Here is a 21,655-nt window from a genome sequence, read left to right as displayed (position 1 = left end):
CTTAAATCTTGTCGCAGAATGCACTATTTCAGAAAATTATCACAATAACTATTGTGATCACTTCGAATAACAGCATAATGATTTTATTCTGAATTATTCACTGGCGGCAATACCGCCACGAACGAGTGGTGAGGGAATATGTCAACAAATACAGAATATCAACCAATTAATTGTGATGATTATGAATATTTGGAGTTAGCTTGCCAACGAGGCTTAACACTCCATATTGAATTACATAATGGTGAGCAAATTGATGGTGTCGCAGATGATCTCTTTTTAAGTAAAAAAGTTGAATATCTGAAAGTAAAAACATCTGAGGGTGCAAAAGATTTACGACTGGATATTATTGCCAGTTTTTCTCATCCCGAACTTGGCACTATCATAATCAAATCTGAATAACTATTTACATAAACAACCGCCGTAATTGGCGGTTGTTTACGACGCTTGCCACTCAATTGTTATACTTTGTTCTGTTGTTGCATTTCCCTCTAAAGTCACAAAAGTATTAACCGCTGCAATTAATGTATCGTTATAATAAATCAATGGGATACGAGTTCTTTGCCATGGGGCAATATTAAGCTCTTGCCAAATTTTCTTGCTTGATCTGGCCAAATCTCGCCCAACAATACGTAAAGATGAAGCGGTTAAGCCAAAACGAACCGTCACTTTTTCATCTGCTAACGGTGCTCTGCAGATTGTTTTACCGCTATCACGACTCACCGCTAATATCCCTAACTGATTAGGCAAAATTAAAGGTTGTGATAATGACCATTCGATAACCCTATCCGTTAGTTCTTCCATAACAGGCACAAGATAGAGGCGTTGTTGATAACGCCTAACTTCATCTTGGAAAAAACGTAACCGTGGCTCTGCATCTGCTTTAGCTAAAGCAACTTCTTGCCATAGCCGCGACAATTGAGATCTTGATGGCATGCTTTTATTACATTTAGCAAACCAACGACGCAACAATGCATTACGTTTTATTTCGCTACAGCGGGACAATAAATTGATATCTAAACTCTGATGCTCATCAATCAATTGCTGCAATTCTACATCGAGTAACTCATCTAAGAGCGCTTCTTGTTCACCACACAGTGCGGCACTACGAGTGACAGCTTGAGAAAAATGTGGCCAGCGCTGAGTCAATAGAGGCATAACATGTAAACGTAAGAAATTGCGATCATAGCGATCATCTTGATTACTATCATCCTCAATCCATAATAAACCGTGCTCATGTGCATAAGCTTCGATTTGCTCACGTGTGATATTAAGTAATGGTCGTAATAAATACCCTTGTTCAAAAGGCATTTTTGCAGGCATTGAAGACAACCCAGCCGGTCCACTACCGCGTTTAAGCGCTAATAGGAAAGTTTCCGCTTGATCATCTTGATGTTGTGCCGTCACTAAAACTTGATTAGGCTGTAAATATTGGCGATAAGCTTGATAGCGCGCTTCTCTGGCACCCTGCTCAATTCCCCCTTCTTTCCCATTGACTTGTACTCTTTCACTGATAAAACTGACCTGCCAGTTATGACAAATATGTTCGCAATGCGTGAGCCAATCATCGGCTTTTGAATTCAATCCATGATGAACATAAATTGCCGTTAATTCTAAAGGAAGTTGATATTTATCACGTAAGCAAACCAACCCATGCAATAAAACGGTTGAATCAACTCCACCACTAAAACCCACTAAAATATGAGCATGAGAGCCAATTTGTCGTTTAATTTCGTTAATAAGAGGACAATTTTTCAGTTCCATAGCATTATCAGTTATCGAGGAATTCAATGGGTTATGTTAAGCCTTTCCATTGCATTTTGCACGAACACAACCTTTCGCCGCAACATAATAAAAAAGAAAGCAGAATATAGCTTTTCACTTAAGCTGATAACGATACTAAGAAAATTCTGTCCTCATCGCTGTCATGGGTTTAAATTATGCCGTAAAACCACCATCAACGAGATAAGAAGCCCCTGTGACAAACGAGGCGGCATCACTTGCTAAAAAGGCAACAACATTAGCCACCTCTTCAGGTGTACCTAACCGACCAATAGGGTGTAAAGCGGCGAGTTTTTGTTTGTCTAATTCACGCCCCTCTAATAAAGGAGTATCAATATAGCCTGGACAAACAGCATTAACACGAATACCTTGACTGGCATAATCAAGCGCTAACGTTTGTGTGAGTAATTTAATGCCCCCTTTAGAGGAGCAATAAGCAGGAAATGCATGCTGGCCGACAAAAGAGCAGATTGAACTACAGTTAACAATAGCGCCTGTGGTTTTAGTTTCTAACCAATGTTGAATAACCGCGCGGTTAATAAGAAATAGTCCATTAAGATTAACATCAAGCACTTTTTTCCATTGATCGTAATGTAATTTATCGGCAACGGTATCGGTTAAAACCCCCGCATTAGCAAATAAAAAATCCACTTTGCCATAATGTTTTACTACATGCTTAACCAGTTGTTGATTATCTTGCTCATTGGCGGCATCCATTTGTACAAATTCTGCGGAAAACCCTTTATCTTGCAAATACTTTTGTGCTTTTTCCCCACGACCTAAATGACTTCCAGTAATAACAACCGATGCCCCTAGTGATAAAAATTTCTCAGCGCTAGCTAAACCGATACCACTATTACCTCCGGTGATAATGCCTACTTTGTTGCTAAATGAAATCATAACTTTTCCTTCTTTGATTAACGATAAGCCTTATCAAATCATAGGTAGGGTTACGTATTTTTTAAGCAAAGATAAACATAAATCTTATATTTGAGATCGAGTTAACACATTGATATATAATTAAAAATGAAAGTATCACAAGCTATTACTATTAATAATAGAAATAGTTTTATAAAAGAAAAATTAGCTGGAGTGATAGTGGTGTGATAATAGCCTGATCCTATTCGCCATAAAAAAAACCCCATGCTATAGCATGGGGAGTGATCTTTTTAATGGCTAGCTAAGTACCCGCTCAATCAGCAATAGCCATATTCCATTAAGCGTTGATAACGGCGGTTAGTGAGTTCTTCTGTATCAAACTCATCTAACTGCGCTAAATCAGCTTTTAGCTGTGCTTTTAGTGATGCTGCCATTTCATCATAATGACGATGAGCACCACCTAAAGGTTCAGGGATCACCGTATCAATCAATTTTAATTCTTTTAAACGATTTGCCGTGATCCCCATAGCTTCAGCAGCTAATGGTGCTTTATCAGCACTCTTCCATAGAATAGAAGCACAACCTTCTGGCGAAATAACGGAATAGGTGCTGTACTGCAACATATTCACTTTATCACCCACACCAATCGCCAAAGCACCACCAGAGCCACCTTCGCCAATAACGGTACAAATAATTGGCACACCAAAGCGAGACATTTCTCTTAAATTACGAGCAATCGCTTCTGATTGTCCACGCTCTTCAGCGCCCACCCCCGGGTAAGCTCCCGGAGTATCAATAAAAGTGATAATAGGTAATTTAAAACGTTGTGCCATTTCCATTAAACGTAGCGCTTTGCGATAACCTTCAGGAGCTGGCATACCAAAATTACGACGAATTTTTTCTTTCGTTTCACGTCCTTTTTGATGACCAATGATCATCACCGGACGACCGTCTAAACGAGCAATACCACCGACAATCGCTTTATCATCAGCATAAGCGCGATCGCCCGCCAACTCCTGAAAATCAGTAAAAACACGATTAATATAATCAAGGGTATAAGGTCTTAATGGATGACGAGCAAGTTGTGCCACTTGCCATGCACCAAGATCAGAGAAAATTTTTCGAGTAAGTTCTAAACTTTTTTCTCTTAAGCGTGCAACTTCTTCATCAATATTAATATCAATTTTTTCATCATGTTGGCTAACTGCGGTTAGCGAATCGATTTTCGCTTCTAACTCGGCAATTGGCTGTTCAAAATCCAGAAAATTAAGACTCATAACATTCCTATTCTAGTCAAATTCTAATTCCACCTGCTCATTACCCAGCAGAGTTCGCAGATCGGTCAAAAGCATATCAGTCGGCGTTACTCGCCATGTTGCACCAAAACGCAAACGTGCACAGGCATCATGCTTTTGAAAATAAAGATGAACCGGGATCGTGCCTGAACGATGAGGTTCTAAAACGCCGCGAAGACGATTTAATAATTGCTCATTAATTTGCCTGTCTGATAACGAGATAGCAAGCCCTCGAGCATATTTTTCACGCGCTTCGTTAATATCCATTAATTCGCGGACTGTCATTTTAAGCCCACCGTTGAAATCATCAAAGCTGACCTGCCCGGTAGCAATTAAAATCCGATCTTGTTCCAATAGATGTTGGTATTTATCTAATGCATCGGAAAATAACATAATTTCCAAACGACCAGAACGATCATCTAACGTACATATACCAATTCTATTCCCTCGTTTAGTGGTAAAGACTTTCGAAGCAAGGACTAATCCTGCCACTTTTACCATCTGACCTCGGGGGGTTGGTACTAGATCTTTTAGACGGGTTCCTGCCGCATATCGTTCAATTTCTTTTAGATAACGGGTGATGGGATGTCCCGTTAAATATAAGCCGAGGGTTTCTCGCTCACCTTCTAAAACAACTTGATCTGGCCATTTAGGTACATTGGCATAAGAACGTTCCACTTGCTCTGGGGCTTCTGCCAATACACCAAACATATCGGATTGCCCAATGGCTTCCGCTTTTGCGTGTTGATCTGCCGCCTTTAAGGCATCTTCCAGCGAAGACATTAATGCTGCACGGTGAGGCCCTAATTTATCAAATGCGCCTGACATTATCAGTTTTTCCATCACTCGGCGATTCAATTTTTTGGTTTCTGTTCTCGCACAGAGATCAAAAATATCTTTAAAATGACCACCTTGTTGACGCGCTTCGACAATTGCCTCAATAGGGCCTTCTCCAACCCCTTTGATGGCCCCTATGCCATACACTATTTCGCCTTCATCATTAACATGGAAATGATAAAGCCCACTATTAATATCTGGAGGAAGGACTTTTAAACCCATTCGCCAACATTCATCCACCAGACCGACCACTTTTTCGGTATTATCCATATCGGCAGTCATGACTGCCGCCATAAACTCCGCAGGATAGTGAGCTTTTAACCAGAGCGTTTGATAAGAAACTAAGGCATAAGCCGCTGAGTGCGATTTGTTAAATCCATAACCGGCAAATTTCTCTACCAAGTCAAAGATTTTCATGGCTAATTCGCCATCAACACCATTTTTAATCGCCCCCGCTTCAAACACAGAGCGCTGTTTTGCCATCTCCTCAGGTTTTTTCTTACCCATCGCGCGTCGTAACATATCCGCGCCACCCAAGGTATAACCGGCAAGTACCTGTGCTATCTGCATCACTTGCTCTTGATACAAGATAACACCATAAGTTGGCTCTAATACAGGCTGTAAGCTCTCATGTTGCCATTTAACATCAGGGTAGGAAATCTCTTCAACACCGTGTTTTCGGTCGATAAAGTTATCCACCATCCCCGACTGTAAAGGCCCTGGGCGAAACAGTGCAACTAACGCAATCATATCTTCGAAGCAGTCTGGTCGCAGACGCTTTATCAGATCTTTCATGCCACGGGATTCCAATTGGAATACCGCGGTGGTTTCAGAGCGTTGCAACATATCGAAGCTACGCTGATCGGTTAATGAAATGGCTGATATATCAACAGGCTCAAGTGATTTTTTAGCCCGCCGAGCATTAATCATTTCTAATGCCCAGTTGATTATCGTCAGCGTTCTTAACCCTAAGAAGTCAAATTTAACAAGACCGGCATATTCAACATCATTCTTATCAAATTGTGTAACCGGGTTATTCCCTTCCGGATCGCAATAAAGTGGCGCAAAGTCGGTAATTTTGGTTGGAGAAATAACGACACCACCGGCATGCTTACCCGCATTACGGGTTACCCCTTCTAATTTACGCGCCATATCAATAAGCGATTTCACTTCTTCATCAGCTTCGTAAATTTCAGGTAACTGAGGCTCTGCGGCAAAAGCTTTTTCTAACGTCATTCCCGGATCAGGGGGAACAAGCTTGGAAATTCTATCAACGAAGCCATAAGGGTGTCCTAAAACACGCCCAACATCTCGAATAACAGCTTTGGCTGCCATAGTACCAAAGGTAATGATCTGTGATACGGCATCACGACCATACATATCCGCAACGTGATCGATAACTCTATCGCGCTTCTCCATACAGAAGTCAACGTCAAAGTCAGGCATTGATACACGTTCTGGATTAAGAAAACGTTCAAACAGTAGATCAAACTCAAGAGGATCGAGATCTGTTATCTTAAGCGAATAAGCCACCAGTGAGCCAGCACCTGAACCACGTCCTGGCCCTACAGGAACACCGTTATCTTTAGACCATTGGATAAATTCCATCACTATCAAAAAGTAACCGGGGAATCCCATCTGGTTAATAACTTTGAGTTCAATCTCAAGGCGCTCATCGTATTCAGGACGTCGCTTTTCTCTCTCTTGCGGATCAGGAAATAAAAAGGCAAGGCGCTCTTCTAAGCCCTCTTTGGACTTTTTAATTAAGAAATCTTCTGTACTCATATCCCCAGTCGGGAATTGAGGAAGAAAGTATTCACCTAAACGAATGGTCACATTACAGCGTTTGGCTATTTCAACACTGTTTTCTAATGCTTCAGGGATATCAGCAAAAAGCTCACACATCTCTTCTTCTGTGCGCATATATTGCTGAGGACTGTAGTGTTTAGGACGTTTAGGATCGGATAATGTGAAACCATCATGAATAGCCACGCGAATTTCATGAGCATCAAAATCATCACTATCCAGAAAACGGACATCATTTGTCGCAACAACAGGAAGCCCTTTTTCTGATGCTAAGGCTACAGCTTCATGTAAGTAGCTCTCTTCATCCGGACGCCCGGTACGAATAAGCTCTAAATAATAGCTATCAGGAAAGTGCGTTTGATAATATTCAAGACATTGCTCAACTAAAGCTCGATTACCGCGTAGTAGGAATTTACCAACATCTCCCATTCTACCGCCAGAAAGCAACAAGAGACCTTCTTTATATGTTGTTAACCACTCTTGTTTGATAACCGGTCCGGCAGCACCATAACCATGTTTATAAGCTTCAGAAATCAATAGTGTTAGGTTTTGATATCCCACATTATCACGGGCGAGAATGGTTAAATGCGCGTATTCATCACCTAATAGTTCCGTTTCCAGATAGACATCTGCACCAACAATAGGTTTGATACCGGCACCATGAGCCGCACCATAAAATTTCACTAACCCACATAAGTTAGTGAAATCTGTAATTGCAAAAGCAGGCATACCCAGCGAAGCCACTTTCTTCACAAGAGGCCCTGTTTTTGCCAATCCATCGATCATTGAATAATCGCTGTGTACCCTTAGATGGATAAAACGAGGATCTGCCATATCTTATTAATTACTCTGTGGATTAGACTAAATTTAAAGCACGTTTTACAGGCGCAAAACTTTTACGATGATAAGGCGTTGCCCCTAATGAAGCCAGTTTTTCCATATGGAAGGCTGTTGGATAGCCTTTATGTTTGGCAAAGCCGTAATCAGGATAAAGTTTATCTAGCTGTTCCATTTCCCTATCACGGGTAACTTTAGCTAGTATTGACGCTGCGCTAATTTCTTGAACTAAACTATCACCTTTAATCACTGCTTGAGATGCCATTGGCAAGTTAGGACAACGGTTTCCGTCGACTAAGACCATATCAGGCGTTATGGATAATCCCGCGACAGCACGCTCCATGGCTTTCATCGTTGCCCAAAGAATATTCAGTTTATCTATCTCTTCAGGCTCAGCACGTCCAATAGCCCAACATAATGCTTTTTCTTTTATTTCATCATAAAGCGCATTGCGTTTTTTCTCGGTCAATTTTTTCGAGTCCATTAATCCTTGAATAGGATTAGCTGGATCGAGGATCACCGCAGCAGTAACTACCGCCCCCACCAATGGTCCGCGACCGACTTCATCGACGCCAGCAATTAGGTTTGCTTTAGGATAGACAAATTCCATTATTGACCTGCTAATTCTAAAACTGCATTCGCTGCTTGCTCATCAGCACGACAACGGATAGCTGAGTGTAATTGTAAAAATATCTCTTTTAAGTGTTGTGCTTTTTCCGCATCCGTTAATAGGGGGAGTAATTGTTCTGCCAGTGCTTCTGGTGTGCACTCTTCTTGCAGCAACTCTTTAATTATTTCCCGTCCTGCTAATAAATTGGGTAAAGAGACATAGGGCGTTTTAACTAATTTTTTTGCTAACCAAAAGGTAAATGGTTTCATACGATAACCCACTACCATCGGGCATTTCGTTAACATGCATTCTAAGGCGGCTGTACCAGATGCTAATAAAGTCGCATCACTGGCGGTCATCGCCTCTCTTGCTTGTCCATCTAAGAGTTGGATTTCAAGTTTTGGGGCAACACTTTGATGTATTTGTTCAAATTGTGCCCGTCGCTTCGCATTTACCAAAGGGACAACAATATGTAATGCGGGGATCTGTTGCTTTAATCGCTGCGCTGTTTTTATAAAGTCCGCACTGAGCATTTCCACTTCAGAATGCCGACTTCCTGGTAGCAGAGCTAAACAGATTGCCTCTTGATCAATACCTAGGTGTTCACGAGCCACTTTTTTATCAGGGTGTAACGCAATTGCATCAGCCATTGTATGACCGATAAAGCGACAAGGAACCTGATATTTATCGTAAAACGCTTTTTCAAAAGGAAGGAAAGCTAAAACCAAATCCGTTGCTTTACCAATTTTAAAAACCCGTTTTTGACGCCAAGCCCATACTGATGGACTGACATAATGGATAGTTTTCAACCCTTTTTGTTTTAAGCGACCTTCAAGGGTGATATTAAAATCAGGAGCATCAATACCAACAAAAACATCTGGCTTAAGTTGTGTAAAGCGTTGAGTGAGATCTTTTCTGATCTTCAATAATCGTGGCAAACGTTCAAGTACTTCCACGACCCCCATCACCGCAAGCTCTTCCATTTCATACCAAGCTTCACAACCTTCTGCTTGCATCAAAGGACCTGCGACACCAACAAAACGAATATTGGGATGCATTTGTTTAAGAGCGCGGATTAATCCCGCGCCCAAGATATCACCGGACGTTTCACCAGCCACAAGGCCGATAACTAACGGACGCTGTTTTATAGATGATTGGCCTGACAAGGTCATATCCTAATTAGCGAATAATACCGCGGTTTGATTTTGCTGAGTTTTCCAGAAAATCACTGAATATTTTTACATACTGATTATTATTGTCTGCGGCTAATTGAGCAATCTCTTCTCGCGCTTCTTCAAGCGTTTTACCATTACGATAAAGTATCTTGTAAGCGTTACGAATGGCATGCAGATCTTCTTTTGCAAAACCGCGACGTTTTAATCCTTCAATATTCAAACCATAAGGGGTGGCATGGTTTCCTTGTGCAATCACAAAAGGAGGAACATCTTGTGCTACACCGGAACAGCCGCCCACCATGACATGTGAACCAATCTGACAAAATTGGTGAACCGCACTCATACCACCGATTATCACATAATCACCTAAAGTGACATGTCCACCTAAAGTACCGTTATTTGCAATAATACAGCGATCGCCAATGATACAATCATGAGCAACATGGGTGTTGATCATCAATAAGTTATCATTGCCAATTTTAGTAATATTACCGCCTTGTGTCGTACCACGATGAATAGTGACACTTTCGCGGATAAGATTGCGATCACCAATAATGACTTGGGTCGGCTCACCACGATATTTCAGATCTTGGTTTACTTCACCGATAGAGGCAAATTGGTAAATCTGATTATCACGGCCAATGCGTGTATGGCCATTAATAACCACATGAGATTTGATATCTGTACCTTCACCAATCTCAACATGGCTACCAATAACGCAAAAAGGGCCAATGCGAACATTAGCACCAATTACCGCACCCTCTTCAATAATTGAAGAAGGGTGAATTACTGCGGATTTATCAATCATAAGCTAGACCTCACGGCGGCGAGCACACATCATCTCAGCTTCGCAGGCAATTTCTCCATCAACTTTAGCGACGCCTTTAAAGCGTGCAACGCCACGGCGTTCTTTAATGAATTCAACCTCAAGAACCATTTGGTCTCCAGGTAAGACAGGACGTTTAAAGCGAGCACCGTCAATAGCAGCAAAATAGTAAAGTTCACCGGGTTCCAGTTTTCCTACGCTTTTGAATGCTAAAATACCTGTTGCCTGCGCCATTGCTTCGAGGATCAGTACACCAGGGAAAATAGGTTTGCCTGGGAAGTGACCTTGAAAGAAAGGCTCATTAAAAGATACATTTTTTACTGCTCTTAGAAATTTCCCTTCTTCAAAATCAAGGACACGGTCAACCAATAAAAATGGGTAACGGTGTGGAAGTAAATCTAAAATTTCTTCGATTTGCAGAGTATGATTATCACTCATTGCAATACTCTTCCTGTCTAATAAAACTGAATCTAATTAAGAATGACACGACCTGCTGTGACTCAAAAAGGGAGTTAACGCGCAGGTCGCAAAATAGGTAACAACAACCGTCAAAGATGCTACTTGTTACTTATCGCTATTTTCTACTTGACGTTCTAGCGACTTTAGCCTTTTTTGCATTTCATCAATTCGCAGCACCAGTGCTGCGGTTTTACGCCATGCTTTATTCGGTTGTAACGGAATGCCAGAAGAATAAACCCCAGGTTCAGTGATAGGACGCATAACCATCCCCATTCCTGTTACCGTAACTTTATCACAAATTTCCATGTGACCATTGATAACACTTGCTCCACCAATCATACAGTAACGCCCAATTTTCAGGCTCCCCGCCATGATGACACCACCTGCCACAGCAGTATTGTCACCAATAATGACGTTATGTGCGATTTGGCACTGGTTATCAATGATAACACCATTACCGATAACTGTGTTATCTAATGCGCCTCTATCGATGGTAGTACATGCACCAATTTCGACACGGTCACCAATGATCACTGAGCCTAACTGAGGAATTTTAATCCAATTGCCACGCTCATTGGCATAACCAAAACCATCAGAACCAATGACAGTACCAGATTGTACTAAACAATCTTTACCAATAATAACTTCATGATAAATAGAGACATTTGCCCACAAACGGCTATTATCGCCGATATGTGCTTTTTTACCAATAAAACATCCTGCACCAATAACTACGTTATTACCTAACTCAACACCTGACTCAATGACCGCATTGGCACCAATTGAGACGTTATTCCCTAATTTAGCATCAGCGGCAATAACAGCAGAAGGATGTATATCTTGTGCTGGCGCGGGCGTAGTATCCATAATCTGAGCCATTTGAGCATAAGCCAGATAAGGATTTTTCACCACCAGTGCAGCAACAGGACAAAAAGGAAGATCAGCCTCTGTTAATACCACCGCAGCGGCCTGACATTCACTTAATTTTTCACGATAGCGACTATCGGAAAGAAAGGTAATTTGTTCACCATTTGCTAAGCCCATTGAAGCAAGACCGGCGATAGTGATATCACCATCGCCGTGTAACTGTGCATTCAATTGCTGAGCAAGATCAGCTAATCGAATTGAAAACATCTATTATTTAACCTGTTTTTGAACCTGAGCAGTAATATCTTTACCGTCTGCGAAATAAGGAACAGTGTTTGCATCTAAAATCACATCATAACCTTCTTTTTTCGCTACAGCATCAACAGCGTCTAATACGCGTTTCATGATTTTATTACGCTCTTCTGCTTGACGACGGCTAAAGTCTTGCTCAAAAGCTTGTGCTTTTTGTGCATAAGCTTCACGTTTAGCAACCAGATCTTTTTCTGTATTAGCACGTTGTGTCGCATTCATGGTTGGTGCATCTTTTTGGTATTTCTCAACCGCAGTTTGTAATGCTTTACCTAAATTTTGCAATTCGGTATCACGTGATTTAAATTCATTTTCCAATTGTTTCTCTACCGCATCACGGTTAGGCACTTTTTGGAGAACTTGACCGATGTTCACAACACCTACTTTATCTGCAGCTTGAGCGCCTGCTGACATCGTCAATGCCATTCCTAGGGCAGCGGCACATAACAATTTTTTCACGATAGACTCCTTAAAACCCAAAATAAATTTTTTGTCAGATATGAGATGTCTTTTCTATATATTGAGAAAAGACATCAACTTTACTTACATCGCTACCACGTTCTACCAATATTAAACTGGAATTGCTCAGATTTATCGCCTTCGTAATCTTTAATTGGCTTCGCATAAGAGAAGACTAACGGACCTAAAGGTGATAACCACTGTAAAGCCACACCGGTTGAAACACGTATATTACTTGCTTTACCAAAATCAGGCATACCAGCAGTCCAATTAGAATTAGTACTGTTCCAGTTGGTATCCCATACCGTACCCGCATCAACAAACATTGAAGTTCTGACTGATGAGGAGTATTTATCATCAATAAATGGCGTTGGTGTGATTAGCTCAAAGCTGGCGACTGCCATTGCATTACCACCGACCGCATCGCTAGATAAATAAGGTTTACCTTTCATCCCTTCTCTATTTAAATAGATAGCTTTAGGACCGATATTATTGGAACGGAAACCACGTACTGTACCAGAACCACCGGCATAGAAGTTTTCATAGAAGGGTAATTCTTTACCCCCTAAACCGTCACCGTAACCTAAACGACCTTTGAATAAGGTGACCCAAGACTCTTTTTCATTTAGAGGGTAATAAGCCATACCGTCCCAAGTTACTTTATAGTACTTGTTATCAGAGCCAGGTATGGTAATACGCCCACTTAAATTACTTCTTGCCCCAGAGGTTGGGAAGAAACCACGGTTTAAGTTATTAAATGTCCATCCAAGACTGACAGTATAGTCATCTGCATTAAAGGATTCTCGACCAGAATAATCATCACTTAGATTTTTACCCATACTTTCAAGATAACGCCACATCGCTACTTGAGGTTCCATACGTGACAGGCCGTTATGCGTATAGCCTAAGCCAAGACGAGCCGAGTTATATTCATTGATAGGGAAACCTAAAGTGCCGTCTAACCCATAAGATTTATTGGTATAGCCGGATAAATCTGCATCATTAGCTCGGAAATCGTTATAGAAAATACGACCTCCTAAGCTGACACCATTTACAGTAAAGTAAGGATCAGTGACTGACAATTCAGCATACGTTGAGTAATCATTTTTACTGGCATTAATCGCAACAGCATTCCCCGTTCCTAACCAGTTATCCTGTGTTACCCCAACTTGGAAGCTGACACCACTTTCTGTACCGAAACCGACACCAAAGTTAAGTGAACCCGTATTACGCTCTTTGACACGATAAACGATATCAACTTGATCAGGTGATCCGGGAATACGCTGTGTTTCCGTTTCGACTGTTTCAAAATAACCTAAACGGTTTAAACGCTCTTTACCTTGTTCAACTAAATCGCTACCTAACCAAGCCCCTTCCATTTGACGCATTTCACGACGTAAAACAGAGTCCTTGGTTATATCATTACCCGCAAAACGGATTTGACGCACATAGAAACGATTCCCTGCATCAACGTTAACATGCAGTTTTACCGTTTTATTTTCATCATTGATTTCAGGATTTGTCATCACCCGTGGATAGGCGTATCCATAGCGACCTAATAGATTTTTAATTTCATTTTCTGTTTTGGTCACTTGAGCACCGTTATACAGTGAGCCTGGTGCGATTTGGATCAGATCTTCAATCTCTTTGGTATAGCCTGCGGTATTACCATTGATTTCGGTACTTTCAACCGTGTATTTATCACCTTCTTTCAGGTTAATAGTAATATAAATACCTTTTTTATCAGGAGTTAAGCTAACGTTTGTGGATTCAATATCAAAACGTGCATAACCACGATCTAGATAAAAACTTCTTAATGTCTCTAAGTCACCAGCGAGTTTTTGTTTCTGATATTTTTCATCAGCCGCTAAGTTCCACCAAGGCACATCATCACGTAGTTGGAAGCGGTTAACTAATTCAGCAGTACTAAATGCTTTATTACCAACAATATTGATTTGTTGAATAGTAGCTGAAACACCTTCGGCAAATACCAGTTTTAAATCAACACGGTTACGAGGAAGAGGAGTCACAACAACTTTTACTGTGGCGTTATATTTACCAACACTATAGTAGAAATCTTCAAGACCTTTCTCAATATTAGCCAACATTGTTCGGTCAAGTGTTTCACCAATACGGATATTGGAAGCATCAAGATTTTGCTTAAGCATATCTTCTTTAATTGCTTTGTTACCTGAGAAAGTAATACTCGCAATTGTTGGACGCTCTTTAACTTGAACAATAAGTACATTTCCGTCACGCAGAACCCGAACATCATCGAAGTTTCCTGTCGCAAATAATGAACGGATAGTTCGACTAATATCATCATCGCTGACCGAATCTCCAACTCGGACAGGCATGTTCAGTAATGCTGCACCAACGGCGACGCGTTGAAGACCTTCAAATTGAATGTCCTGAACTACGAATCCGTCTGAACCGTATGCAGTGGCGCTGCCCAGCAGCAGCGACGCTATAAGCAACTTTTTCATCGCCATCGTTGTTTTGTGTTTTCCTAACCGGTCCCTGCTTATTTTATTATAAGCGAGAGAAATCATTGAAAAGTGCAAGTCCCATTAACAGCATCAGTGCCATAACACCGAAACGATAACAGACATCTTGTACACGCTCAGATACCGGCCCTCCCTTTATCTTCTCGATAACCAGGAAAAGCAGGTGCCCACCATCTAAGACAGGCAGGGGAAACAAATTAATGATCCCCAGATTGACACTGATAAGTGCGATAAACATCAAATAGTAAACAAAACCTGAATCCGCAGACATTCCAGCGCCTTTAGCGATAGAAACCGGTCCACTAAGATTTGTTAACTTGACATCACCAACCACTAACTTGCCAATCATTTTGACAGTCAAACCCATTAACTGCCATGTTTTATCAGATGCTTCATATAACGCTGAAAATGGGTTGTATTGTTGCATTATCAAGTATTGCTCATCTGGCGGTAATACTTGTAGCTTCGCACCCACTTGTCCAACTTCGCTACCATCTTTCAGCGCTATTGCTGTAGGAGTAATATTTAACACCAAAGAAGCACCGTTACGTTCAACTAACAGTTCCAACGTTTTGTTGGGGCTTTGTCGAACAAAATAAGTAAATGGGTGCCAAGTATCAATTGGCTGACCATCGACTTTAACGATCCGATCCCCTGCTTGTAAACCTGCTTTTTCAGCCGCAGAGTCTGGTGTTACTTCTACAACTTTAGAGTCCAACCGTGCGCCAACAGGCATGATGCCTAGGGATACGATAGGATCTTGTCTTTCAGGATCAAAATTCCACTGTTGCAAATTCAGTATATTCTCACTCTCAGAAAGAGAGTTAGGCTGAGTTACAACGAAAGTCACCTCTTTTGCACCAATTTTACTCACTAATGCTAAACGAACAGCATTCTGATCAGGCGTTTCGATACCTGCAACGGATTTTAGTTCCATTCCCGGCGTTAATTTTGCTTGTTCTGCGATAGAATCAGGGCGAATATCTGCAATTATTGGCTTTAATGCCGGCACCCCTATCATAAAAACAAGCCAATAAGCCACAATGGCTAATAAGAAATTTGCAATAGGTCCGGCGGCAACAATAGCGGCTCTTTGCCCGACGGTTTTATTGTTAAAAGCGAGATGACGACGCTCTGGTGCAACTTCGGCGACACGCTCATCCAACATTTTTACATAACCACCTAAAGGTATCCATGCAACGACAAATTCGGTGCCATGTTTATCTGTTTTACGCCAAATCGCTTTACCAAAACCAATAGAAAAACGCTCAACATAAACGCCACAGCGTCTTGCTACCCAAAAATGTCCAAATTCATGTACCGTAATAAGAATACCTAAAACGATAATAAACGCGGCTAGATTCCACAGGATACCCATTGCTTACCTTTACATTTGAAAGCCAGAAGAAACTAAAAACACCAATCCAGCGAAAACAGGGATCGCCGCGGTCAAACTATCAATACGATCTAGCACACCACCATGCCCAGGGATAAGCTGACTACTGTCTTTGATGCCGGAAACACGTTTAAACATACTCTCAGCCAGATCGCCGAATACGGAAACAATCACCACGATGCCCGAAATCAGTAATAGATGGTTAGGCACTTCAGTAATTGGTGCGAAACGCGTAAATAGCCATGAAACAACACCTGCAGTGATTAACCCGCCCACCAGACCTTCCAAGGTTTTACCCGGTGATACTTTCGGTGCCATTTTATGTTTACCCATTAAACGGCCAAATGCATAAGCCCCTGAGTCCGCAGCCCAAACCAATAACATGACATACAGTAACCACCAGGCCCCTGTATATGAGTTTGTACTATATCCCAACATACGTAGCGCCATCATGCCACAATAAAAAGGAACAATCGTCAATATACCGAACAATAACTTAAGAAGAACAGAATTTTTCCACATATTGGCTGAATTCGGATAACTGACAACTAATAAAATCGCCGCTACCCACCAAAAGAGCCCAGCCCATAAGCTATTCTTAATCATTGCTGTATCAAGCAGGTGATCAAAATCCGGTAACGAGGCTTGCATAAGAACTAAGAGTGCAGCAAATCCAACACCAGTAGCAATACGTTTACCTTGAGAATGCCAGCCGATAAATTGAGCCCATTCCCAACCCGCTAAGCCTGAAATGGCAATAATAACTAATCCAAATCCTGCGGGAGGAAGAAGAAATAAAGCAGCAATAACAATAGGGATTAGTATTAATGCAGTAATGACACGATACTTAAGCAAATTATCCTCCCAGATTTACAGTATCTGTTTCCGATGTAGTACCACCGAAACGTCTTTCCCGTTTAGCAAAAGCATCAAGTGCATTCTGAAAAACTTGTTCATCAAAATCAGGCCATAAAACCTGTGTAAAATATAACTCAGCATAAGCAATTTGCCAGATAAGGAAATTACTTATACGATGTTCTCCACCTGTGCGGATCACAAGATCTACAGGTGATTGATCGTGTAAACACAAGTGTGAGGATATCGCATTTTCATTAATATCTTCGACAGCTAACTCCCCTTTTGCGAGGGAACTCGCTAATTGTTGTACACTTTGTGTAATATCCCATCGTCCACCGTAATTGGCAGCAATATTTAAATTGAGTCCGGTATTATTTGCAGTCAGTGCAACAGAGTTTTTTATTCTATCTTGTAAACGACGACTAAAGCGGCTGATATCACCGATAATTGTTAATCTGACATTGTGTTTGTGTAGGCTTTTCACTTCATTATCTAATGCAAAAACAAACAACTCCATCAAAGAACTCACCTCTTGTTCAGGGCGATTCCAGTTTTCGCTGCTAAATGCATATAACGTTAGTGATTCAATTTTATGTTTGACGGAAAAGCTAACCGCATCTCGAACTGCTTTAATTCCCGCGCGATGGCCCGTAACTCGGAGTTTCCCTTGTTTTTTTGCCCAACGTCCGTTGCCATCCATAATGATGGCAACATGCTTTGGTTTTGATGCGGATGAATCGTCACTGGATAAGTTCACTCAATTTAACCCTTTGCTAATCTGATACTGATACAGACAGTCCTCTTCGGATAACCTACGCACAAAAAAACCGTGTGACTCCACGGCCTTTGGCAAAGCCTCAAAGTTGCTAAAGCGGTTGCTTTAGTAATGAACTGTTAATTTTCATTATTGTCTTTAGTGATTTGGCAACTATACCATTAGCCAGAAAGACGAACAAACACACTCTGGTAAATATCATCATCATTATACAATTTGTGCGATAATCTGCTGTGTTTGTAACCTTGCTAATTTATCAATTTCTAAAACATCGTCGATACTTTGAGGCTCAGAGAGGTCAAAATGTTCAACCACTTTGCGATTAATTTTAGCAATATCAGTGAATTTTACTTTTTCGTTTAAAAAAGCATCAACAACAACCTCATTAGCGGCATTTAATACCGTTGTTGAAGCTTGTCCCCGTTGCGAGGCTTCGATGGCAAGTGCTAAACAAGGATAGCGCTGATAGTCTGGACGGATAAATTCTAGGGCTTGTATCTCAAAAAAATCTAATGCTTTCGCACCCGATTGGGTGCGATGAGGGTATGCCATGGAATAAGCGATAGGCGTTCTCATATCTGGCTCACCAATTTGTGCGATAATGCTACCATCACGATAGCGAACCATTGAATGGATCACCGATTGGGGATGAATAATGACTTCCATCTCTGCTTCCGAGGCATTAAAGAAATAACGAGCTTCGATATATTCCAAGCCTTTATTCATCATAGTGGCTGAATCAACCGAAATTTTACGCCCCATTGACCAGTTTGGATGTGCGCAAGCTTGGTCTGGAGTCATTGCATCTAGCTCATCTAAAGGCGTATAGCGAAACGGCCCACCGGAGCCTGTGAGTAAAATACTGGTGATGCCATGGGCTTCTAAAGATGCATGACCTAAATTGTCTTGAATACCTGTAGGTAAACTTTGGTAGATAGCATTATGTTCACTATCAATAGGTAAAACCTTCGCACCATATTTAGCCACCGCATCAAAGAATAAACGACCACTCGTGATCAGAGATTCTTTATTGGCTAATAAAATTCTTTTCCCTTTTTCTATCGCAGCCAGTGTAGGCTTAAGCCCCGCCACCCCTGTAATAGCAGACATCACTTGATCGGCTTCATCCAATGCAGCAATTTCATTAACAGCATTAGAGCCTGATAATATTTCCGTTTTACACGATGTATTGGCTAATAATTGTTTCAGCTCACCGGCACTTTTTTCATCTGACATCACCGCATATTTAGGCTGGAAAGCGCGACATTGCTGCGCCATTTTAGTTGCATTTTTTCCAGCCACTAAAGCAAGCACCTGAAACTCATCAGGGTTATTTTCAATGACGGATAACGTACTTGTTCCGATAGACCCTGTTGAGCCTAATATAGTTATTTGTTTCATTATTAATCAATCAGTATATCAATAACATTTTCATTAAAAGGAATTATATCAGCATGACGAGATAAATGAGGGGAAAGATGATAACTTTAATAAATAATGTGATAAAAAGAAGATATTAGGCATTTATTTTCCAGTAAATGCTCAAAAATAATGCCACATTTCAGTGGCATTATCAGAAAAAGAATAAAAATTAGAATTCCATTAACTCAGCTTCTTTCAGCGTTAATGCTTCATCAATTTTTTTAATGAACATATCAGTTAATTTCTGAATTTCATCTTGTGAACGGCGTTCATCATCTTCACTAATTTCTTTATCTTTCAGTAATGCTTTGATTTTATCATTAGCATCACGACGGATATTACGAATAGAGACACGACCTTGTTCTGCATCTCCACGCACAACTTTGATTAAGTCTTTACGACGTTCTTCAGTTAACGGAGGCAGTGGAACACGGATGATCGCGCCTGCAGATGAAGGATTTAAGCCTAAATCTGATGCCATAATCGCTTTTTCAACAGCAGGTGCTAAAGTACGATCGAACACTGTAATTGCCAATGTGCGGCCATCTTCTGCCACAACGTTAGCAACTTGATTTAATGGAGTTGGTGCGCCGTAGTATTCTACAACAATACCATCTAATAGGTTTGGAGACGCACGGCCAGTACGAACTTTATTAATTTGGCTTTTTAGTGCTTCAACGCTTTTGTCCATGCGTTCTTGAGCATCTTTTTTGATTTCATTAATCACGTTATAAACCCTTGGGAACTGGTTATCTTCCAGACGATATCAAATTATGATATCGACATAAATGAATTGGCGTACTTTAAGATGTTAACGCCAAATTATACCATTGTCTCTGTGTATTAAGCGTGAGAAATCAAAGTTCCTTCACTTTCACCCATTACAACCCGACGTAATGCACCCGGTTTATTCATATTGAATACGCGGATAGGTAAATTATGATCTCGGGCTAATGTGAATGCAGCAAGATCCATGACTTTCAATTCACGTTCTAATACATCCTGATAAGTCAGCTTTTCATATAATACCGCATCAGGATCTTTGGTTGGATCGGCTGAAAATACACCGTCAACTTTTGTCGCTTTCAATACAACGTCAGCTTCAATTTCAATACCACGTAAACACGCAGCTGAGTCAGTCGTAAAGAATGGGTTGCCTGTACCTGCCGAGAAGATAACAACTCGGCCATGGCGTAATAAGCTAATAGCCTCAGCCCAACTGTAGTTATCACAAACACCATTAAGTGGAAATGCTGACATTAATCGTGCATTGACATAAGCACGATGCAATGCATCACGCATTGCTAAGCCATTCATTACTGTGGCGAGCATTCCCATGTGGTCACCCACAACACGGTTCATACCTGCAGCTGCTAGACCAGCGCCACGGAACAAGTTACCACCGCCAATTACGACACCGACTTGTATGCCCAATTCAACGAGTTCTTTAATTTCCTGAGCCATGCGATCAAGTACGCTCGCATCGATACCAAAACCTTCTGCGCCTTGCAGGGCTTCGCCACTCAGCTTTAATAAAATTCGCTGATATACGGGTTTTGCATTGGTTGCCATGGTGTTCTGTCCTAAGCAGATTAGTTAATTGGAGGTTTTAGATAGCCTTACTCTTTTCAAAGAAAAGCAAACTGTCAGTGGAGATTGTAACAAAACAGAACCGCCTTAAGGCGGTTCTATTAACGCAAAGCGTTATTATTTGCTCATTGCCGCAACTTCTGCTGCGAAATCAGCTTCAACTTTCTCAATACCTTCACCAACTTCGAAACGAACGAAGTTAATGATTTCAGCATTGTTTTCTTTCAGCAGATCGCCAACAGTTTTGCTTGGATCCATAACGAAATGCTGACCAGTCAGAGAGATCTCACCGGTGAATTTGTTCATACGACCAGTAACCATTTTTTCTGCGATTTCGCGTGGTTTACCTGATTGCATTGCGATGTCCATCTGGATTTGGTGCTCATGCTCAACAACATCAGCAGGCACATCTTCAGGGCGAACATATTCTGGTTTGCTTGCAGCAACGTGCATAGCAATGTGTTTGATCAGTTCTTCGTTAGCGCCTTTAGCTGCAACTAAAACACCGATGCGAGCACCGTGCAGGTAAGTACCTAACTCTTCGCCTTCTAAGATAGCAACGCGGCGAATGTTGATGTTTTCACCAATTTTTGCAACTAATGCAGTACGAGCGTCTTCGAATTTCGCTTTCAGTGCTTCGATATCGTCAGTTTTGTCTGCTAATACTGCAGCCATAACATCTTTACCAAATGCGATGAAGCCAGCATCTTTAGCAACGAAGTCTGTTTCACAGTTCAGTTCAACCAACGCACCGAATTTACCATCAGCAGCAACTTCTGCAAGGATGATACCTTCAGCAGCAACGCGACCTGCTTTTTTAGCCGCTTTTGCTTGACCTGATTTACGCATGTTGTCGATAGCTAATTCGATATCACCGTTAGCTTCAACCAGCGCTTTTTTACATTCCATCATGCCTGCGCCAGTACGTTCACGCAGTTCTTTTACCAATGCAGCGGTAATTCCAGACAT

The 21,655-nt window shown here is 41.3% G+C and carries 19 protein-coding genes; 1 reads left to right on the top strand and 18 read right to left on the bottom strand.

The annotated features are described in order from the left end of the window. The first annotated feature begins 138 nt into the window (after positions 1-138). Entirely contained in the window at positions 139-399 is a 261-nt protein-coding gene (gene rof / locus AACQ49_RS04910) for a Rho-binding antiterminator (RefSeq protein ID WP_004245453.1), read from the top strand. A gap of 36 nt (positions 400-435) precedes the next feature. Here rof and tilS read toward each other — a convergent pair whose 3' ends face one another. From tilS to tsf, 18 genes are all read right to left on the bottom strand, one after another. Further along, the gene (tilS, locus tag AACQ49_RS04905) at positions 436-1,761 is read right to left on the bottom strand and encodes a tRNA lysidine(34) synthetase TilS (RefSeq protein ID WP_109880234.1); all 1,326 of its coding nucleotides are present in this window, start codon (positions 1,759-1,761) and stop codon (positions 436-438) included. A 174-nt stretch (positions 1,762-1,935) separates the two neighbouring features. Continuing rightward, complete coding sequence (locus AACQ49_RS04900; protein ID WP_161778913.1) at positions 1,936-2,679, bottom strand: SDR family NAD(P)-dependent oxidoreductase; 744 nt, start codon at positions 2,677-2,679, stop codon at positions 1,936-1,938. Between the two features lie 296 nt (positions 2,680-2,975). Then, complete coding sequence (gene accA, locus AACQ49_RS04895) at positions 2,976-3,935, bottom strand: acetyl-CoA carboxylase carboxyl transferase subunit alpha (RefSeq protein WP_004245456.1); 960 nt, start codon at positions 3,933-3,935, stop codon at positions 2,976-2,978. Between the two features lie 12 nt (positions 3,936-3,947). Continuing rightward, positions 3,948-7,430: a DNA polymerase III subunit alpha gene (gene dnaE / locus AACQ49_RS04890; RefSeq protein WP_004248711.1), complete on the bottom strand. Its 3,483-nt coding sequence runs from the start codon at positions 7,428-7,430 to the stop codon at positions 3,948-3,950. Between the two features lie 22 nt (positions 7,431-7,452). Then, positions 7,453-8,043 carry a ribonuclease HII gene (rnhB, locus tag AACQ49_RS04885; protein WP_004245458.1) on the bottom strand — a complete coding sequence of 197 codons (591 nt, stop codon included), beginning with the start codon at positions 8,041-8,043 and terminating at the stop codon, positions 7,453-7,455. Beyond that, positions 8,043-9,215: a lipid-A-disaccharide synthase gene (gene lpxB, locus AACQ49_RS04880; protein WP_161778912.1), complete on the bottom strand. Its 1,173-nt coding sequence runs from the start codon at positions 9,213-9,215 to the stop codon at positions 8,043-8,045. Before lpxB ends, rnhB begins: the two co-directional genes overlap by 1 nt. 7 nt (positions 9,216-9,222) lie before the next feature. Next, complete coding sequence (gene lpxA, locus AACQ49_RS04875; protein WP_004245460.1) at positions 9,223-10,026, bottom strand: acyl-ACP--UDP-N-acetylglucosamine O-acyltransferase; 804 nt, start codon at positions 10,024-10,026, stop codon at positions 9,223-9,225. A gap of 3 nt (positions 10,027-10,029) precedes the next feature. Then, positions 10,030-10,482, bottom strand: coding sequence for a 3-hydroxyacyl-ACP dehydratase FabZ (fabZ, locus tag AACQ49_RS04870; RefSeq protein WP_004245462.1), 453 nt, complete (start codon positions 10,480-10,482; stop codon positions 10,030-10,032). Positions 10,483-10,608: 126 nt separating this feature from the next. Further along, positions 10,609-11,637: a UDP-3-O-(3-hydroxymyristoyl)glucosamine N-acyltransferase gene (lpxD, locus tag AACQ49_RS04865; protein WP_017628590.1), complete on the bottom strand. Its 1,029-nt coding sequence runs from the start codon at positions 11,635-11,637 to the stop codon at positions 10,609-10,611. Positions 11,638-11,640: 3 nt separating this feature from the next. Then, complete coding sequence (locus tag AACQ49_RS04860; protein ID WP_004248713.1) at positions 11,641-12,138, bottom strand: OmpH family outer membrane protein; 498 nt, start codon at positions 12,136-12,138, stop codon at positions 11,641-11,643. 92 nt (positions 12,139-12,230) lie between these two features. After that, complete coding sequence (bamA, locus tag AACQ49_RS04855; RefSeq protein ID WP_049203513.1) at positions 12,231-14,630, bottom strand: outer membrane protein assembly factor BamA; 2,400 nt, start codon at positions 14,628-14,630, stop codon at positions 12,231-12,233. 40 nt (positions 14,631-14,670) lie between these two features. Continuing rightward, the gene (gene rseP, locus AACQ49_RS04850; RefSeq protein ID WP_004248715.1) at positions 14,671-16,023 is read right to left on the bottom strand and encodes a sigma E protease regulator RseP; all 1,353 of its coding nucleotides are present in this window, start codon (positions 16,021-16,023) and stop codon (positions 14,671-14,673) included. A 9-nt stretch (positions 16,024-16,032) separates the two neighbouring features. Next, positions 16,033-16,896: a phosphatidate cytidylyltransferase gene (gene cdsA, locus AACQ49_RS04845; RefSeq protein WP_004245467.1), complete on the bottom strand. Its 864-nt coding sequence runs from the start codon at positions 16,894-16,896 to the stop codon at positions 16,033-16,035. Position 16,897: 1 nt separating this feature from the next. After that, positions 16,898-17,599, bottom strand: a complete 702-nt coding sequence (gene ispU / locus AACQ49_RS04840) for a (2E,6E)-farnesyl-diphosphate-specific ditrans,polycis-undecaprenyl-diphosphate synthase (RefSeq protein WP_155195897.1) — start codon at positions 17,597-17,599, stop codon at positions 16,898-16,900. Between the two features lie 282 nt (positions 17,600-17,881). Then, positions 17,882-19,075 carry a 1-deoxy-D-xylulose-5-phosphate reductoisomerase gene (gene ispC / locus AACQ49_RS04835; protein ID WP_036918958.1) on the bottom strand — a complete coding sequence of 398 codons (1,194 nt, stop codon included), beginning with the start codon at positions 19,073-19,075 and terminating at the stop codon, positions 17,882-17,884. Positions 19,076-19,265: 190 nt separating this feature from the next. Further along, positions 19,266-19,823 (bottom strand): ribosome recycling factor, encoded by a 558-nt coding sequence (frr, locus tag AACQ49_RS04830; RefSeq protein WP_004245470.1) that lies wholly within the window; start codon positions 19,821-19,823, stop codon positions 19,266-19,268. 116 nt (positions 19,824-19,939) lie between these two features. After that, on the bottom strand, positions 19,940-20,668 hold the full coding sequence (pyrH, locus tag AACQ49_RS04825; protein ID WP_004245471.1) for a UMP kinase: 729 nt from the start codon (positions 20,666-20,668) through the stop codon (positions 19,940-19,942). Between the two features lie 135 nt (positions 20,669-20,803). Further along, positions 20,804-21,655: a translation elongation factor Ts gene (tsf, locus tag AACQ49_RS04820; RefSeq protein ID WP_004248719.1), complete on the bottom strand. Its 852-nt coding sequence runs from the start codon at positions 21,653-21,655 to the stop codon at positions 20,804-20,806.

The organism is Proteus sp. G2675, assembly GCF_963886535.1.
GTDB classification, from domain to species: domain Bacteria; phylum Pseudomonadota; class Gammaproteobacteria; order Enterobacterales; family Enterobacteriaceae; genus Proteus; species Proteus mirabilis.
The sequence above is the reverse complement of the archived record's forward strand: the minus strand, read 5'-3'. Positions and strand labels throughout refer to the sequence as shown.

Excerpts from the sequence above, each read along its gene's own strand:
- rof (WP_004245453.1), top strand. The coding sequence starts at position 139 with ATGTCAACAAATACAGAATATCAACCAATTAATTGTGATGATTATGAA.
- tilS (WP_109880234.1), bottom strand. The coding sequence starts at position 1,761 with ATGGAACTGAAAAATTGTCCTCTTATTAACGAAATTAAACGACAAATT.
- AACQ49_RS04900 (WP_161778913.1), bottom strand. The coding sequence starts at position 2,679 with ATGATTTCATTTAGCAACAAAGTAGGCATTATCACCGGAGGTAATAGT.
- accA (WP_004245456.1), bottom strand. The coding sequence starts at position 3,935 with ATGAGTCTTAATTTTCTGGATTTTGAACAGCCAATTGCCGAGTTAGAA.
- dnaE (WP_004248711.1), bottom strand. The coding sequence starts at position 7,430 with ATGGCAGATCCTCGTTTTATCCATCTAAGGGTACACAGCGATTATTCA.
- rnhB (WP_004245458.1), bottom strand. The coding sequence starts at position 8,043 with ATGGAATTTGTCTATCCTAAAGCAAACCTAATTGCTGGCGTCGATGAA.
- lpxB (WP_161778912.1), bottom strand. The coding sequence starts at position 9,215 with ATGACCTTGTCAGGCCAATCATCTATAAAACAGCGTCCGTTAGTTATC.
- lpxA (WP_004245460.1), bottom strand. The coding sequence starts at position 10,026 with ATGATTGATAAATCCGCAGTAATTCACCCTTCTTCAATTATTGAAGAG.
- fabZ (WP_004245462.1), bottom strand. The coding sequence starts at position 10,482 with ATGAGTGATAATCATACTCTGCAAATCGAAGAAATTTTAGATTTACTT.
- lpxD (WP_017628590.1), bottom strand. The coding sequence starts at position 11,637 with ATGTTTTCAATTCGATTAGCTGATCTTGCTCAGCAATTGAATGCACAG.
- bamA (WP_049203513.1), bottom strand. The coding sequence starts at position 14,630 with ATGGCGATGAAAAAGTTGCTTATAGCGTCGCTGCTGCTGGGCAGCGCC.
- rseP (WP_004248715.1), bottom strand. The coding sequence starts at position 16,023 with ATGGGTATCCTGTGGAATCTAGCCGCGTTTATTATCGTTTTAGGTATT.
- ispU (WP_155195897.1), bottom strand. The coding sequence starts at position 17,599 with ATGGATGGCAACGGACGTTGGGCAAAAAAACAAGGGAAACTCCGAGTT.
- ispC (WP_036918958.1), bottom strand. The coding sequence starts at position 19,075 with ATGAAACAAATAACTATATTAGGCTCAACAGGGTCTATCGGAACAAGT.
- pyrH (WP_004245471.1), bottom strand. The coding sequence starts at position 20,668 with ATGGCAACCAATGCAAAACCCGTATATCAGCGAATTTTATTAAAGCTG.
- tsf (WP_004248719.1), bottom strand. The coding sequence starts at position 21,655 with ATGTCTGGAATTACCGCTGCATTGGTAAAAGAACTGCGTGAACGTACT.